The organism is Rhodococcus sp. PvP016 (genome assembly GCF_017832185.1).
Taxonomy (GTDB): Bacteria; Actinomycetota; Actinomycetes; order Mycobacteriales; family Mycobacteriaceae; genus Rhodococcoides.
Map to the genome: position 1 here is coordinate 3587174 of NZ_JAFIBH010000001.1, position 16534 is coordinate 3603707.

Sequence of the window (16534 nt, forward strand, 5' to 3'; positions counted from 1 at the left end):
CCGGAACCCCTGGGCCGACCACCGGGGGTCGGAACCGTGGCGCATCGTTTCAGCCGTTAGTCTCGTGCGAGCCGATCACCCGACATCAGGAGAGTGCATGCACGACGAGAACCCGCGTACCTCGGTGCGCACTCGTCGAGCCGGTGCCGCTCTCCTCGCGGTCGGTGCCCTCACCCTCGGGGCCTGTGGCAGCGATTCCGGGCCCATCGACATCCTGGGCGACGAGGGCTGGCGCGGCGGTCTCGCCGACGCCCGCAATTCCGCCTCCGTGGTCACCGAGGGCAGCCGCTCCCTCGCTCTCGACTGGACCCGACCTCTCGGCGCTCCGACGTCCACACGTCCCTCCATCGCGCCCAACGGTCAGATCACGGTGACGATGACCGGAGATGCCGGTTGCGCGCTCGGATCGTTCCAGGGCGAGACCGGACGCAAGCGGTTCTGCAACTCGCTCGGACCTTCCGGCGTCTCGTCGACCGCGGTCGCCGACTCGGCGTCCAACCTCTACGCGGGTGACGACGGCAGCATGAGCTCGATCAACCAGAACGGCCAACTGCGCTGGCGCACACCGGTCTACGGGGTACCGCGCACCCCGCAGTTCCTGCCCGACGGCAACGTCCTGGTGGTCACCCAGTTCGGTCAGATCAACGTGCTGAGCAACCAGACCGGCACCGCCGTCGCACCCGTGCTCGACCTGATCCCCAACCCCACCCCGCTGGACGCACCGAACACCACTCTGCGGCCCGCGAACGACGGTCTGATGGCCTGCCTGGGCGGCGGGCCGGACTGCGCCGTCGCGGCGGCGCCGGCCGTCGACCTGGCGTCCTCGACCGTCTACCTCGTCCTGTGGCGCGCCGGCGCCATCGCTCCCCAGCTCGTGGCGCTGTCCTACACCGGCGGGGACTCTCCCGGCCTCACCGAGGCGTGGTCGTCACCCCTCTTGCCCTCCGCCGTGACGTCGAGCCCCGTGGTGTCACCCGACGGTGGTCGCGTGTACCTCACGGACGTCGAGGGCACCGTGCGGGCGTACTCCACCGAGGACGGCTCCGAGATCTGGTCCTACTTCGTCGGTGACCGCGCGGCAGGAAGTGTGTCCGTCGCCGCGGACGGCACCATCGTCCCCGCGGGCGGCGCGGGCTCGCATCTGCGCGCGATCCGCGATGCGGGCGACCGACCCGAAATGCTCTGGGAGCGGCCAGATCTCGTGACACAGGGTTCCTCCGCACAGGCGGGTGGCACCACGGGCTACACGGTGGTCGGCGATGGCGACGGGCTCGCACTCGTCACGTTCGACACGGCCACCGGCGAGACGGTGGACACCGACCCGCTCCCCGGCGCCGAGGGCTACAGCCCCGGAGTCGTCGTCGGCTCGGACGGCGAGGTGGTCGTCCCGACCGCGCTGGGATCGCTCTACTCGTTCCGCTGAGGTCCGGTGCGCGGCCCGCACACGAAGGCCACCCCCGAGCGCCCGATCCGGGTGATCACGAGCCCCAGCGGCACGGCGCCCCGGAGATCGAGCCGGGGGCGCAGCAGCGCGGGATCGACGTCGATGCCGCGGACGAGAATCTCCAGTGACCCGCATCCCAGCTCGGCGAGCCGCCTGCGCAACACCTTCTCGGTGAAGGGCAGCCTGTCGAGGATCTCGAAGCCCGCCGTCCCCTCCGGTATCGCGTCTCCCGTGAGGTGTGCGATGCGTGGATCCAGTTGCCACAGTCCGTGTCTCGCGGCGTAGTGGCGCACGAGACCGGCACGCACGACGGCGCCGTCGGGATCGACGATGTACCTGCCCGGTGCGCGATCGTCGTCGATGTCGTCCGAGTCGGCGTCCGTCACCTCCCACGAGGAACCGTCCGACCGGAGCACCGTCGCGCGGCGACGCACAGCGGGGTCCGCCACCTCCCCGAGCCAGATGCACGCCTCGCGGACGGCGCCGTCCAGGGAGACGAGTTCGACCTCGGCCCGCGTGTGTCGGCTCGCGAGGTCGAGGCGGTCGACGTCGAGACCCGGCGCGCACTTGACCACCAGGTCGCGGCCGGCATAGGCGTCGAGGAGGTCCGGAAGCGGGGGTTCGAGGGCTGCGGGGTCGTGGCGGCGGCGGCCGCCGGCGCGGCGTCCGGGGTCGGCGACGACGACGGTGCCGCGCGTGGTGGAGACCACCGCGTCGGCACGCAGCACAGCCACGTCCGGAACGTTGTGTCGCGCCATCGCCAGCCGCACCGGATCGAGATCGCTGCCCACCACGATGTCCGCGGCCGACCGCAAGGTGTGCAGTTCGGTGCCGATGGAGCAGGTGACGTCGTGGATCCGGCGTCCGCGCAGCCGCTCGGCCCGGTGCCGGGACACCTGCTCCGTGGTGGCCTGCTGCACCGCGTCGTCGGTGACCAACCACGTTCCGGCGAACGGCAGCTTGGTCGCGGCCTTGCGACGCAGGGTGACCGTCTCGATCAGCGCGGCGGCGCGGTCACCGAAGGCGCTGCGGATCCGGCCGATGTCCGAGACCAGAGTGGCGGGCGTCAGAGGACGGTCACCGACCGCGGCCAGCGCGTCGGACGCCCCGGCCAGGTACTCGACGTCGTCGAGTTCGAACGAGTATCCCACCGACGCGTCAGAGCGCGCCGGTGTCCGGCTTCGTGCCCGTGATCATCACGTTGTAGAAGTAGCCACGGGGCACGACGTGATGCAGCACGTTCTCGTCCAGCCAGGACAGCGACTTCCAGCCGTTGAACGCGAACCTCGCCCAGCCCCAGCCCAACTTCTCCGCCGGCACCGCCGCCTCGAAGGTGCGGACCGGCCAGCCCAGCAGCGCTGCGGCGAACTCCTCGGTCTTGGCCTGTACGTCGTCCGCACCCGCGGCGACGGCGATGTTCTCGAGCTCCGTCGGGTCGAAGGTGTGCAGATCGACGACGGCCTCGAGTGCCGCGGCGCGGGACGACTCGTCCAGCTCCTGCTGCGGGCGACGCCAGTCCGCGAGGAACGGCAGCCGGGTGGTGCGGGTGGTGGCCTCCCACGTGAGACGCCCCAGCCACCGCGCGTAGAAGTTGCCCACCGTCGTCGGTTCGCCCGCGAAGACGAACCGACCGCCGGGCTTGAGCACGCGCAACACCTCGCGCAGCGACTGCTCCACGTCCGGGATGTGGTGCAACACCGCGTGACCCACGACGAGATCGAACGTGTCGTCCTCGTACGGGATGGTCTCGGCGTCGGCGACGCGGCCGTCCACGTCGAGGCCCAGGTTCTCGGCGTTGCGCAGCGCGACCTTGACCATGCCCGGCGACAGGTCCGTCACCGACCCGGTCGCGGCGACGCCGCTCTGCATGAGGTTGAGCAGGAAGAAGCCGGTACCGCAGCCCAGTTCCAGCGCGCGACCGTACGGCAGGGCCTCGGATCCGGCGACCGCGTCGAAACGGCCGCGTGCGTAGTCGATGCAACGCTGGTCGTAGGAGATCGACCACTTGTCGTCGTAGGTCTCCGCTTCCCAGTCGTGGTAGAGCACCTGGGCCAGCTTGGTGTCCGACCGCGCGGCCTGCACTTCCTCGGCACTCGCGTGCGGGCGCGGCGCCGGGTCCGACGGTGCGGTCGAGGCGGCGGTGTCGGTGTGCGGTTCACGAGCGGTCATGGAAGGGAACCCTATCTGAACGAGTGCAGGAGGCTAGTTGCCGGTGAAGTCGGCCTTGCCCGGGCCGTTCTCGAGGAACGACGCCATACCGATCGCGCGGTCTTCGGTTCCGAACAGCGAGGCGAAGACGTGCGCCTCGATCTTCAGACCCGTCGCGAGGTCGGTGTCCAGACCCTCGTCGATCGCCGCCTTGGCTGCCGCGAGGGCGCGCGAGGCACCGCGGACGAACTGACTCGCCCACGTGCGCGCCGCCTCGTACACGGCGTCGGGCGCCACCACCTCGTCCACGAGACCGAAAGCGAGCGCCTCCTCGGCCCCGACGAAACGGCCGGTGAACACCATGTCCTTCGCGCGGCTCGGGCCGATCAGCCGGGCGAGTCGCTGGGTGCCGCCACCGCCGGGAATGACGCCGAGCAGCACCTCGGGCACGCCGAGCTTCGCGTTGTCGCCCGCGATGCGGCGATCGGCACCGAGGGCGACCTCCAGACCGCCGCCGAGGGCGTGTCCGGTGATGGCGGCGACGGTGGGCTTCGGGATGGACGCGATCGCTCCGAGGCCGGCCTGCAGAGCGCCGATCGCGTCGGTCATCTGGCCGGCGGACATCTCCGCCATCTCCTTGATGTCCGCGCCGGCGGCGAACACCTTCTCGCCGCCGTACACGATGACCGCCTTGACGTCCGGATCCTCGGCGGCGGCCCGCGAGACCTCGAGCAACTCACCCTGCACCTGGCGGTTCAGGGCGTTCATCGGTGGCCGGGAGAGCCGGATGGTGCCGATGCCGTCGGTCACGTCGAGAGTCACGAATTCAGCCATGGCCAGCACGCTAGCTGTTCGACGTCCGCTCGGTGCGTGGGGGGAGGTCGGCGCGGTACTCGTCGGCGCCGTCGAAGTTTACCCGAACGGATCCACCCGTTCCGCTGATGACGGGCTGTACAGGTGCCAGATCTGCCTCTGCGGCCATGGCCTCGGCCACCGATCCGTGACCGGCGAGATGCCGCAGGCACGCCCACGTGGGCGGCATCAGCATGCGGTCGCCGCGACGGAACTCGTCCAGGGCGTCGGTGGGCCGCACCCACGCGGCATCGACGGCCTCGGACGTCTCGCCGTCGGGGCGTTGCCCGGACGGGAGCGCAGCGACGAAGAAGCGGGTGTCGTACCGACGGGTCGTCTCACCCTCGGGCGTGATCCAGCGGGCGTGCGGGCGCAGCAGGTCGGACCGCACCACCAGGCGAGTCTCGGCCAGGAACTCACCGAACGAGATCTCGTGCTTCTCGACGGCGCGCCGCCGATCGGCGTGATCGGACGTGTCGGCGACGACGGTGTGCGCGTCGGGCCCGGCGAACAGGACACCGCACTCCTCGAAGGTCTCGCGCACCGCGGCGAGCACCAGGGCCCGCGCCGCGGCGTCGTCGCCGGTGCCGAACCGTGCGGCCCACCACGCGGGTGACGGGCCGGCCCACCGGTCCTCCCCATCCGCGGGAGTGCGATCGGACGGATCCACACCGCCACCAGGGAAGACCGTCATGCCGGCGGCGAACGCCATCCGTCCGACTCGCCGCTGCAGGAAGACCTCGAGCCCGGCCGGCGCATCGCGCAGCAGGATGACGGTGGAGGCGTCCCGCAGCGCGACCGGTTCGGTCACCGCGCTCGCCGATGGGACGACCGCGACCGCTTGCGCCGCGCGAAGAAGCGCCCGTCGGTGCGCTCCAGGGCGATGGCCTGACTGAACGCGGTGGACAGGTTCTCCTCCGTGATGACGTCGTCGATGAGACCCTGCGCGACGACCCCGCCCTCCTTGAGCAGCATGGCGTGGGTGAAGCCCGGCGGGATCTCCTCCACGTGATGCGTGATCAGCACCGTCGCCGGGGCATCGGGGTCGAGTGCGAGGTCGGTGAGGATGGCGACGAGGTCCTCGCGGCCTCCGAGGTCGAGACCCGCGGCCGGCTCGTCGAGCAACAGCAGTTCGGGGTCCGTCATCAGGGCACGGGCGATCAGGACACGCTTGCGTTCGCCCTCCGACAGCGTCCCGAAGGTCCGGCGAGCGAGATGCTCGATACCGGCCGTCTCGAGCATGTCGACCGCACGCTCGTCGTCCATCTCGTCGTACTTCTCACGCCAGCGACCGAGCACCGCGTACCCCGCCGACACGACCAGATCGGCCACCACCTCGTCGGACGGAATGCGTCCGGCGAGAGCGGAGGACGACAGGCCGATGCGGGGCTTGAGTTCCGAGATGTCGACGTGCCCGAGCGTCTCGCCGAGCACGTGCGCGGTACCGGAAGTGGGATAGATCTCCGCCGCGGCGACGCGCAGCAGCGTGGTCTTGCCCGCACCGTTCGGTCCGAGGACCACCCACCGCTCGTCCAACTCCACGTTCCAGGAGACGGGGCCGACGAGGGTCGTCCCTCCGCGGACGACGGAGACATCGGCGAGTTCGACGAGCAGGTCTGGGTCAGGAGAGGACACGCCTTCCATCTTCCCGCACGCGCGGGGTGCATCCACGGCAGGATCAGCACGCGTGTCGCACGAACAGAACTCACCGAAGTCCGCCGCCGCGTCGGGCACGCCCTTCCCGCTGGGCGCCCACCCCGTGGAGGGCGGCGTCTGCTTCGCCGTGCACGCACCCGACGCGCACGCTGTCGAGGTGTGTCTGGTGGACGGGTCGGGCCCCGACTCACGGGAATCGCGCCACCTCCTCACACAGCGCACGTACGGCATCTGGCACGGTGTGGTCGCCGAGGCCGACGTCGGATCCGTCTACGGCTACCGCGTCTCCGGACCGTGGAATCCGGAGGCCGGTCACCGGTTCGATCCACACAAGATCCTTCTCGACCCCTACGCACGTCGCATCGTCGGCACTCTCGGCGACGCGCGAGCCCTCCTGCCGTATCGCGACGATCCGTTCGGACCGCAGTCGACGGTCGACTCGCTGGGACACGCGCCCCTCGCGGTGGTCACCGCTCCCCTGCCGGCCTCGGACGCACCACGACTCGAGACCGACTGGGACCGCACCGTCGTGTACGAGGTGCACGTCGGGTCGTTCACCGGTGCTCATCCGGACGTACCCGAGAACCTGCGGGGCACCTACCTCGGACTCGTCCACCCGGCAGTGCTCGAGCACCTTCGCACGCTGGGTGTGACGGCGGTGGAACTACTTCCGGTGCACGCGTGCCTCACCGAACCCGGTGTGCGGGCCCGCGGGATGCGCAACCACTGGGGTTACAGCACCGGCTCGTACTTCGCCGTCGAACCGTCGTACGCCTCGGTCCCCGGCGCTGAGGTCACCGAGTTCCGCACGATGGTGGACACGCTGCACGAGGCGGGTATCGAGGTGATCCTCGACGTCGTCTACAACCACACCTGCGAGGGCGGTGTCGACGGCCCCTCCCTCTCGTGGCGCGGCCTGGACGCGCGCGGGTACTACCTGCTGGACGCCCGCGGTCACGACATCGATCTGACGGGGTGCGGCAACACCGTCGATGCCGCGTCCCCGGCCGTCGTCCGGATGGTCTGCGACTCGTTGCGGTACTGGGTCACCGAACTGGGCGTCGACGGCTTCCGCTTCGATCTCGCCAGCACTCTGGGCAGGCCGGGCGGATGGAGCTTCGATCCGCACGCCCCGATGTTGAGCGCCATCGCCGCCGACCCGATCCTGTGCCGCGCCAAGCTGATCGCCGAGCCATGGGATGCGACCGGGCCCGGGTACCAGGTCGGCGGCTTCGGCGGCGTGTGGAGCGAGTGGAACGACCGCTACCGAGACACGCTGCGCCGCTTCTTCGCCGGGCACGGCGGTGTGCGCGAACTGGCGTCACGCCTCGCGGGATCCGAGGATCTGTTCGCGCCGACCGGACGCAGGCCGTGGGCGTCCGTCAACTTCGTCACCGCCCACGACGGCTTCACCGCGCGAGACCTGGTGTCCTACAGGGCCAAGCACAACGAGGCCAACGGCGAGTCCAACCGCGACGGCACCGACAACAACCTCTCGGTGAATCACGGCGTCGAGGGCGAGACCGAGGACCCCGCCGTGCTCGCGGCGCGCGATCGACACGTGCGTGCTCTGCTGTCGACCCTGGCCCTGTCCACCGGGACACCGATGTTCCTGGCCGGCGACGAACTGGGACACACGCAGCACGGCAACAACAATGCCTACTGCGTGCCACAGGGCACGTCGGCAGCGGATGCGCACGCGATCGACTGGTCGAGACGGGACGACGCCCTGACGGCGACTCTGGGACGAGCACTGCGGCTGCGTCGTTCGGCACCCGTTCTGCGCCAACAGGAGTTCTTCGCCGGTCGTGACACACCCAGCGGCGAACCGGATCTCATGTGGTTCGACCACGACGGGGCCGAGATCGTGGGCGACCGGTGGAACGACGATCACGCCCGGACCCTGCAGGCCTGGGTCGACGGATCCGACGTGCGCATCCCTGCACTCCGTCACGCCGGGGTCGAGACGGAGACCTTCGATTCAGCTCTGCTGGTGGTGCACTCGGGCGGCGATGCGGACATCGTCCTCCCCGATCACCGTCGTCACGGGCCGGACGAGGCACCTGGTTACGTTCCCGTCTTCGACTCCGCGACACGCGACGGTCGACCGGTGGACGCGTCCCCGGTCACCGCGGGAAGCACCGTCCGAGTGACCGGTCCGATCGTGCTCGTCTACATCTCGACGATCCCGTCCTGACTCAGGCGGTGCGCGGAACGTCCAGTTCGGCGATCACGGTCATCGACCCCGGAGCGACCTCCGTGTACCCCGCGTCGCGCACAGCGATGGCGGTGCCGCGCTCGCACTCGGCCACGAGGCGAGACCACGTCGCGGCATCGGCGTCGCGGACGCTGACGGCCCAGTGCGCGTCCTGCCACGCCCGGACGTCCTCGACCGTCATGGCACCGGCGGCGAGCATCACGGCGTGCCCCACCTGGGCGGCGGTCTTGCCGACGGTCATCTCGAGCTCCGCGTCCACCCAGAGCCGCACGGCACCCTCGGTGTGTGGGCCCGGGTCGTCGGCCGGTAGGTCGGTGCCTCCCACCTGGAGCTTGCGCAGCCTCGGGTCCAGATCACCCACACGGCACGGCACGTAGGCCCGAGCCGACGCGCCGCCCACGTCGACGGTCACGCCGTCCACGTCCTGCGCCGCCGTCCACTGCGCTCCCCGCGCCCGACGGGACACCTTGCGGATCCGCGCACCCAGCCACGCCGTGTACTCCTCGTGCCAGGGACCGCCCGGGGCGATGCGCTCGTCCAGACACACCTGCAGCGTCGCGGACGCCGCCGCGGCCAGCAGGTCGGACCGGGCCGGCGGATCGACCTTGGGGACGTGGAGCACCAGCGGCATCGCGCGCACGTCGGCAGGATCGGGCGGATCGACTCGCGAGCCGTAGGAACCGGCCGCACTCGTCCCGGCCACGAGCACCGCGTGGCGCTCCTCGAGGGTGGACGGCCGGACGTCCTCCGCGGGACTCTCGTCGATCACGGGATGGGGATGCGGCGAACACCGCCGTCGAGGGAGTCGGCGGCCTCGATCTCACTGCGAGTGACACCGAGGACGAAGAGCAGTGCGTCGAGGAACGGATAGGACAGCGCCGCGTCCGCGACCTCGCGCAGCGCCGGCTTCGCGTTGAAGGCGATGCCGAGACCCGCCGCGGTGAGCATGTCGATGTCGTTGGCACCGTCGCCGACGGCCACCGTCTGCTCCATCGGCACGCCGACCTCTGAGGCGAACTGGCGCAGCGCCACCGCCTTCGCCGCGCGATCGACGACATCGCCGATCACGCGGCCGGTGAGCTTGCCGTCGACGATCTCGAGGGTGTTCGCCTTGACGAAGTCGAGTTCGAGCTCGTGGGCGAGACCCTCGATCACCTGTCGGAAACCGCCCGACACCACGCCGCAGTGATAGCCGAGTCGTCGCAACGTCCGAATGGTGGTGCGCGCGCCCGGCGTGAGCTCGAGATCCTCGGCGACGTCGTCGATGACCGATGCGTCCAACCCGGCGAGGGTCGCGACTCGACGGTGCAGTGACTCCGCGAAGTCGATCTCGCCTCGCATGGCCGCCTCGGTGACGGCTCGGACCTCGTCCTCGACTCCGGCCCGTGCCGCGAGCATCTCGATGACCTCGCCCTGCACCAGCGTCGAGTCGACGTCGAACACGATGAGGCGCTTCGCTCGACGAGCCAGTCCGGACCGTTCGACCGCGACGTCGATACCGACTCCGGCAGCCACGGTCGCGAGCGCCGACCGCAACGCCTCGTCGGCCTCGTCGCTCGACAGCCCGCCCTCCTCCTGCGGACGTGCCGAGACCAACAGCTCGAGTCCCGTCACCGGGTAGTCGGCGATGCCGCGGATCGAGTCGATGTTGGCGCCCTGGCGCGCGAGTTCGCTCGACAGCACGCTGATGGCCCGCGCCGTGACGGGCCGTCCCAGCACGACGACGACGTGGGTGGAGAGGGGCGAACGACCGTGCGCTCCCCCGACCTCGACGTCGACGTGCACACCCACCGTGCCCATGGCCTCCTCGAGGTGCTCCTGCAAGCTCTCGACGTCACCGGGGCAACTGCCCAGGACACCGAGCGTCAGGCGGCCGCGGATGACCACCTGCTCCACGTCCACGACGCTGACGTCGTGTCGCGCCAGCGAGGCGAAGAGCACGGATGTGACACCGGGCTTGTCACCGCCGGTGACCGTCACGAGCACGGACGTCGGCGGGGGTGGTGTCTCCACCATCGAGGTATCTCCTTGTCACACGAAAAGCCCCTCACCGTGAGGAGAGGGGCTCGTCGCTGGAACGGTCGTGGGAACGAGAGGACTACTTGTCGCGGTCGCCCGAACCTTCGTGATCGCTGGTCGCGATCGGCGCGCGGCGTGCCTGCTCGAGCACCTCGGTGGTCTTGCCTCCACCGTGGCCCGGTCCCACATGCGCTTCGTCTCGCATGCGTTCGACCATGTGCGGGTAGTGCAGCTCGAACGCGGGGCGCTCGGAGCGGATGCGCGGGAGCTCCACGAAGTTGTGGCGCGGCGGCGGGCAGCTGGTGGCCCACTCCAGCGAGTTGCCGTAGCCCCACGGATCGTCGACCGTGACGACCTCGCCGTAGCGGTAGCTCTTGAAGACGTTCCAGAGGAACGGCAGCGTCGAGGCACCGAGGACGAACGCACCGACCGTCGAGATCGAGTTGAGCACCGTGAAGCCGTCGGACGGGAGGTAGTCCGCGTAGCGACGCGGGAATCCCTCGGCGCCGAGCCAGTGCTGCACCAGGAACGTGGCGTGGAAGCCGACGAAGGTGGCCCAGAAGTGCCACTTGCCCAGAGCCTCGTCCATCATCCGGCCCGTCATCTTCGGGAACCAGAAGTAGATGCCGGCGTAGGTCGCGAACACGATCGTGCCGAACAGCACGTAGTGGAAGTGCGCCACCACGAAGTACGAGTCGGTGACGTGGAAGTCGATGGGCGGGCTGGCGAGCAGCACACCGGACAGACCACCGAAGAGGAACGTCACCAGGAAGCCGACCGAGAACAGCATCGGGGTCTCGAAGGTGAGCTGGCCCTTCCACATCGTGCCGATCCAGTTGAAGAACTTCACACCGGTCGGGACCGCGATGAGGAACGTCATGAAGGAGAAGAACGGCAGCAGCACCGCACCGGTCGCGTACATGTGGTGAGCCCACACGGCGATGGACAGCGCCGCGATGGCGATGGTGGCGTAGATCAGACCCGTGTAACCGAACAGCGGCTTACGGGAGAAGACCGGGAAGATCTCCGACACGATGCCGAAGAACGGCAACGCGATGATGTACACCTCGGGGTGACCGAAGAACCAGAACAGGTGCTGCCACAGCAACACACCGCCCGTGGCCGGATCGAACAGGTGCGCACCCAGGTGTCGGTCGGCCGCCAGTCCCAGCAGTGCCGCGGTGAGCAGCGGGAAGGCGAGCAGCACGAGGATCATCGTCACGAAGATGTTCCAGGTGAAGATCGGCATCCGGAACATGGTCATGCCCGGGGCACGCAGGCAGATGACCGTCGTGATCATGTTCACGCCACCGAGGATGGTGCCGAGGCCCGAGAGCGCGAGGCCCATGATCCAGAAGTCCGCGCCCACGCCCGGCGAGTGCACGGCGTCGGTGAGCGGCGTGTAGGCCGTCCAGCCGAAGTCTGCAGCGCCACCGGGGGTGATGAAGCCCGCCGAGGCGATGAGTGCGCCGAACAGGTACAGCCAGTAGCTGAACGCGTTCAGACGCGGGAACGCCACGTCGGGCGCACCGATCTGCAGGGGAAGGATGTAGTTGGCGAACGCGAACACGATGGGCGTCGCGTACAGCAGCAACATGATCGTGCCGTGCATGGTGAAGAGCTGGTTGTACTGCTCGTTCGACAGGAACTGCATGCCCGGGAGGGCGAGCTCCGCACGCATGAGCAGTGCGAGGACGCCACCGAACAAGAAGAAGCCGAACGACGTGACCATGTACATGATCCCGAGCGTCTTCGGATCGGTGGTCGTCACCATCTTGTGGATGAACGATCCCTTGGGCCCCATACGGGGCGGGTACGGCCGTGAAGCCGTCAGCTCGGGGACTGGCTGGGGCGCTAGGGCAGTCACTGATCCTCCTGAAAGCGCGTCTCCCCGTGCCCGAGGTGGACGCATGAAATTCGTGCGCTCCATGGATCGTAACCCCATGACACACGAACTGCGGCACGGGTCCTACTCAGTGTCGTACTTCCGCCCGGGAGTCGCATTTTCCGGTCCGCGGGAGGCCCCCTCCGACGGGGCACCCCGACCCGCCTCCGGCCTCCCCGCCACGCACTGAACGACCGGCCTCCGGCCTCCCCGTAATGTCTCGGCCATGTCGGATCGCTCTCGTCGTCACGCTCGATCGGTCGTCGCCCTCGCGACCATTCCCGCGATGTTCGCCCTCTCTGCCTGCGGCGACACCTCGAGTGACGACGCCTCCACCATCGTCCGGACCACCACCAACGTGGCCGGAGCCGGCGTGGTCGGCATCGAACGCGACACCGCCGGTCTGTGCGCACTCCCGCAGCCGGTCGACTCCGTCGGTCAGCAGGGTGACACCAGGCTCGTCGTCGGCAGCGGCCGGGCGACCACGGTGCCCGCCGATCCGCAACGTGTCGTGGTTCTCACCATGACGGCACTCGACGCGTCGTGTGCCGTCGGTACCTGGGAGCGCGTCGTCGGCGCACCCACCGCGCCGCTCGCTCCCACCGCTCCCCCGTCCGGCCTGCTGCGGCCGGACTACCTCGGCACCGGCATCGCCGAGATCGCCGGCGTCGGACCCGAGGGCTCCCCCGACGTCGACGCGATCCGGGCACTGGCTCCGGACGTCATCATCGGTGGCGACGCCCTCGCCCCCGCCGTCACCGCGCAACTCGACGGCATCGCCCCGACCGTTCTCACGCGCGCGTCGTCGTCGTGGCTCGAGCGGTCCACGCTCGCGGCCGCGGCGATGGGACGACGCGACGCCGCCACCCGCGCGACGGAGCAGTACCGCGCACGCGCCGAGACCGTCGGCCGCGAGCAGAACTCCCGCATCACCGAGGCGTCCCTCGTGCGCTTCGGCGCCGACGGCGCACAGTTGCTCGGCGACGACAGCTTCGCGGGGCAGGTACTCGCGCAAGCGGGTGTCCGACGGCCGGGACCTCAGCTCGGCGAGACCCGCGCGCTCCCGCAGGACGATCTGTCCGACGCGGAGGGCGACCTGATCTACGTCATGTTCGACGGCCAGGCGGGTCTGGAACGCGGCACCGAGGTCATGGACTCGGACGCCTGGAAGGACCTCGGCGCCGCGACGGACAGTCGCGTGTTCAGTGTCGACGACACGGTGTGGTCGGGCGAGGGCCTCGTCGCCGCGGGCGCGATCCTCACCGACGTGTCGAACACGTTGAACGGCTACGTCTGACGCGTCGGCGGTAGCGTTCCGGGAGTGCCGATACCCGAGTTCATCACCACCCTGCGCGCCAAGATCGGTCACGACCCGCTCTGGCTCTCCGGTGTCAGTGCCGTCGTGCTCGACGCCGACGATCGGCTGCTGCTGACGCGTCGCAAGGACAACGAACTCTGGGCCGTGGTGTCCGGCGTTCTCGAGCCCGGCGAGGAACCCGGACCGGCCGCCCTCCGGGAGATCCTGGAGGAGACGGGCGTGACGGCCGAGCTCGTGCGGTTGACGAGTGTCGACGTCACCGAGCCCATCGTCTACCCGAACGGCGACCGCACCCAGTACCTCGACGTCTGCTTCCTCGCCCGGTACGTCGCCGGCGAGGCGCGGGTCGCGGACGACGAGAACCTCGACGTGCAGTGGTTCGCGCGCGATGCGCTGCCCTCGGACATCACCGACACCTCTGTGCTCCGCATCGCGAAGGCGCTGGACCACGGCCCGGAGGCCTGGTTCCGGCGGTAGGTGGCGCCGACCCGTGCCGTCCTTCCCTGCCGACGCGTTCTGTGTGCACGTCTGCACGGCGCCGGGGGCCGGGGGCCGGGGGCCGCGGGGGCCGCGGGGGCCGCACACCCTCACCGGTTTCGGCCACCTTCACCGGTTACAACCACTGAGGGTTGCGGGAAGCGGTGTGAGTAGCACTCGAACCTGCGTGTGCCGCGGAGAAGTGCGGCCACCGGGACTTCCGCTACGGCATCGCGCTTGCACCCGCCCTCACCAGACATGACTCAGGGCACCACCCGCAATGCGGACGGTGCCCTGAGGTGAGGTGGGTCAGAAGTCCCAGTCGTCGTCCTCGGTGTTGACTGCCTTGCCGATGACGTACGAGCTGCCCGAACCCGAGAAGAAGTCGTGGTTCTCGTCGGCGTTGGGTGAGAGCGCCGACAGGATGGCCGGGTTGACGTCGCACTCGTCCTTCGGGAACAGGCCCTCGTAGCCGAGGTTCATGAGCGCCTTGTTCGCGTTGTAGCGCAGGAACTTCTTGACGTCCTCGGTGAGGCCGACCTCGTCGTAGAGGTCCTGCGTGTACTCGGTCTCGTTCTCGTACAGCTCGAAGAGCAGATCGAACGTGTAGTTCTTCAGCTCCTCGCGCTCGGCGGGCGAGCGGGTCTCGAGTCCGCGCTGGTACTTGTAGCCGATGTAGTACCCGTGCACTGCCTCGTCGCGGATGATCAGGCGAACGAGATCGGCCGTGTTGGTGAGCTTGGCCCGCGAGGACCAGTACATCGGCAGGTAGAAGCCCGAGTAGAAGAGGAACGACTCGAGCAGAGTGGAGGCCACCTTGCGCTTGAGCGGGTCGTCGCCCTTGTAGTAGTCCATGACGATGGACGCCTTGCGCTGCAGGTTCGGGTTCTCCTCCGACCAGCGGAACGCGTCGTCGATGTCGCGCGTGGAGCACAGCGTCGAGAAGATCGACGAGTAGGACTTGGCGTGCACCGACTCCATGAACGAGATGTTGGTGTACACCGCCTCCTCGTGGGGAGTGATGGCGTCCGGGATCAGCGACACGGCGCCGACGGTGCCCTGGATCGTGTCGAGCAGCGTCAGACCCGTGAAGACGCGCATGGTGAGCTGCTTCTCGTGGTCCGTCAGCGTGCCCCAGGACGGGATGTCGTTGGAAATCGGCACCTTCTCGGGCAGCCAGAAGTTGCTGGTGAGCCGATCCCAGACCTCGGAATCCTTGTCGTCGACGACGCGGTTCCAGTTGATCGCGGAGACGCGATCGATGAGCTTCACCATGGGTACCTACCTGCTGATCGATGACTCTGCTTCACGGCTGCACCTGCGGTGCGCCGGGGACTGCGAGAAATGCGGCCGTGGCCGCGAATTGTCACTGACAGCAACACTACCCGTTGTGGCATGCCCCGGGGGCCAACACAACACCGTGTGTCTTCGACCCGTGCGCCTCATGCGCATTCAGAGATGCGCAAGAGGCTCACAACGGGCGCAGCCCGACCACTCGCCTACCCACCCTTCACGACGGAGCACGGTCGTCACCTCACGTGCGACACCGCAGGGATCGTCGACCACCTCGTCGTACCCGAAGACCAGACGCGGGCGGCCGGCAAGTTCCGCGGCATTGTCGCGTCGGCGGTCGCGGAAGGCCACGCCGGGCATCGCGTGGAACCGACGGCCGTCCAGGCGAACGATCAGGTCGACGCCGACGTTCGAATAATCGACATCCTCGAACAATGTCCGACCGTCGACGCGAACAGGGCTCTGGCGTGCACCGACGGGAAGTCCGTGCGCCTGCTCGACCTCGAGTGCGTACGCGAGTTCGAGAACGGACTGCACCCCGTTGGACATGTACCGCACAGCCTGTTCGAGAGCCACACGGTAACGGTAGGGGCGACGCTTCTCGAGTCGCTCACGGATGTCGTCGAGTCGCACGATCCGACTGCTCACAGAGGACACCAGACTCGTCATCGCTTCGCGCGCAGTCGATTCGGATGTCGCGAGGTCGATCGCCGTGTCGGCCGCACCGGTTCTCGGCAGCGGCCCGTCGTGCACGATGTGTGCATGAGCGCGGGACCGATGAACCACGACCCCGGGATGCAGAACGGACCCGACGCGGGCCACCGGTCCCGTCGCCGTCACTCGGGAGCGAACCCTGGTGGGACTCTGGCACCGCGCCGAACGGCCGTAGGGAACCGTGACATGGGCGCGTGCACCCGATGAGACTCGCCGCAGACCCCACTCCTCCGCTGCGCTCCGGTGACTGAGCAAGGAGTCCGGGCCGCCGTAGAGCAGGGCGGCGCGCAGAGTCTGTTCCCGATCGAGCGGACCTGCTGCGATGGCGTAGACGCCCCGAAGAACGATCGCCCACCGACCCGACTCGACGTGGCGCCGAACTCTGTCTCGGCTGTATCCGAGGCCCGTCACTTGCGATTGAGTGAACAGGCCTGACTGGTCGTCCAATAGTCGATGCAATTCATGTTCGTCCCCCCGGATGCGCATGCGGGGATGGTGCACGACCGGTAC

General features: G+C 69.0%; 14 protein-coding genes. 4 read left to right on the forward strand and 10 right to left on the reverse strand.

Annotated elements, in window-relative coordinates:
• Positions 1 to 97 precede the first annotated feature (97 nt).
• The gene (locus JOE30_RS16695; protein ID WP_204868000.1) at positions 98 to 1423 is read left to right on the forward strand and encodes a PQQ-binding-like beta-propeller repeat protein; all 1326 of its coding nucleotides are present in this window, start codon (positions 98 to 100) and stop codon (positions 1421 to 1423) included.
• Here JOE30_RS16695 and JOE30_RS16700 read toward each other — a convergent pair.
• The 5 genes from JOE30_RS16700 to JOE30_RS16720 are packed head-to-tail and all read right to left on the reverse strand — an operon-like array spanning position 1408 to position 6088.
• On the reverse strand, positions 1408 to 2595 hold the full coding sequence (locus JOE30_RS16700) for a class I SAM-dependent methyltransferase (RefSeq protein WP_204868002.1): 1188 nt from the start codon (positions 2593 to 2595) through the stop codon (positions 1408 to 1410). The genes JOE30_RS16695 and JOE30_RS16700 overlap by 16 nt on opposite strands.
• Positions 2596 to 2602: 7 nt before the next feature.
• On the reverse strand, positions 2603 to 3613 hold the full coding sequence (locus JOE30_RS16705; RefSeq protein WP_027507036.1) for a class I SAM-dependent methyltransferase: 1011 nt from the start codon (positions 3611 to 3613) through the stop codon (positions 2603 to 2605).
• Between the two features lie 33 nt (positions 3614 to 3646).
• Positions 3647 to 4426: an enoyl-CoA hydratase/isomerase family protein gene (locus JOE30_RS16710; protein WP_204868005.1), complete on the reverse strand. Its 780-nt coding sequence runs from the start codon at positions 4424 to 4426 to the stop codon at positions 3647 to 3649.
• A gap of 10 nt (positions 4427 to 4436) precedes the next feature.
• A complete protein-coding gene (locus JOE30_RS16715; RefSeq protein ID WP_204868008.1) occupies positions 4437 to 5255 on the reverse strand; it encodes an NUDIX domain-containing protein in 819 nt (272 codons plus the stop codon).
• Entirely contained in the window at positions 5252 to 6088 is an 837-nt protein-coding gene (locus tag JOE30_RS16720) for an ABC transporter ATP-binding protein (RefSeq protein WP_204870487.1), read from the reverse strand. Before JOE30_RS16720 ends, JOE30_RS16715 begins: the two co-directional genes overlap by 4 nt.
• Positions 6089 to 6131: 43 nt before the next feature.
• On the opposite strand from JOE30_RS16720, the gene glgX reads away from it, so the two are divergent.
• Positions 6132 to 8297, forward strand: coding sequence for a glycogen debranching protein GlgX (gene glgX / locus JOE30_RS16725; protein WP_204868011.1), 2166 nt, complete (start codon positions 6132 to 6134; stop codon positions 8295 to 8297).
• Position 8298: 1 nt separating this feature from the next.
• On the opposite strand, the gene JOE30_RS16730 is transcribed toward glgX, so the two are convergent.
• From JOE30_RS16730 to ctaD, 3 genes are all read right to left on the reverse strand, one after another.
• The gene (locus tag JOE30_RS16730) at positions 8299 to 9087 is read right to left on the reverse strand and encodes an aminoacyl-tRNA hydrolase (RefSeq protein WP_371831680.1); all 789 of its coding nucleotides are present in this window, start codon (positions 9085 to 9087) and stop codon (positions 8299 to 8301) included.
• Positions 9084 to 10334 carry a phosphoserine phosphatase SerB gene (gene serB / locus JOE30_RS16735; protein ID WP_204868012.1) on the reverse strand — a complete coding sequence of 417 codons (1251 nt, stop codon included), beginning with the start codon at positions 10332 to 10334 and terminating at the stop codon, positions 9084 to 9086. Before serB ends, JOE30_RS16730 begins: the two co-directional genes overlap by 4 nt.
• A gap of 82 nt (positions 10335 to 10416) precedes the next feature.
• Positions 10417 to 12204 carry a cytochrome c oxidase subunit I gene (ctaD, locus tag JOE30_RS16740; RefSeq protein ID WP_027507042.1) on the reverse strand — a complete coding sequence of 596 codons (1788 nt, stop codon included), beginning with the start codon at positions 12202 to 12204 and terminating at the stop codon, positions 10417 to 10419.
• 244 nt (positions 12205 to 12448) lie between these two features.
• Between ctaD and JOE30_RS16745 the strand changes: the two genes are divergently transcribed.
• Positions 12449 to 13519, forward strand: a complete 1071-nt coding sequence (locus tag JOE30_RS16745; protein ID WP_204868013.1) for an ABC transporter substrate-binding protein — start codon at positions 12449 to 12451, stop codon at positions 13517 to 13519.
• A 24-nt stretch (positions 13520 to 13543) separates the two neighbouring features.
• Entirely contained in the window at positions 13544 to 14017 is a 474-nt protein-coding gene (locus JOE30_RS16750; protein ID WP_204868014.1) for an NUDIX domain-containing protein, read from the forward strand.
• 309 nt (positions 14018 to 14326) lie between these two features.
• Here the strand turns inward: JOE30_RS16750 and nrdF are convergent, their stop codons facing one another.
• Together nrdF and JOE30_RS16760 are read right to left on the reverse strand one after the other, a co-directional pair.
• Positions 14327 to 15292 carry a class 1b ribonucleoside-diphosphate reductase subunit beta gene (gene nrdF / locus JOE30_RS16755; RefSeq protein WP_204868016.1) on the reverse strand — a complete coding sequence of 322 codons (966 nt, stop codon included), beginning with the start codon at positions 15290 to 15292 and terminating at the stop codon, positions 14327 to 14329.
• 177 nt (positions 15293 to 15469) lie between these two features.
• Positions 15470 to 16510, reverse strand: coding sequence for a type IV toxin-antitoxin system AbiEi family antitoxin domain-containing protein (locus JOE30_RS16760; protein ID WP_204868017.1), 1041 nt, complete (start codon positions 16508 to 16510; stop codon positions 15470 to 15472).
• Positions 16511 to 16534 lie beyond the last annotated feature (24 nt).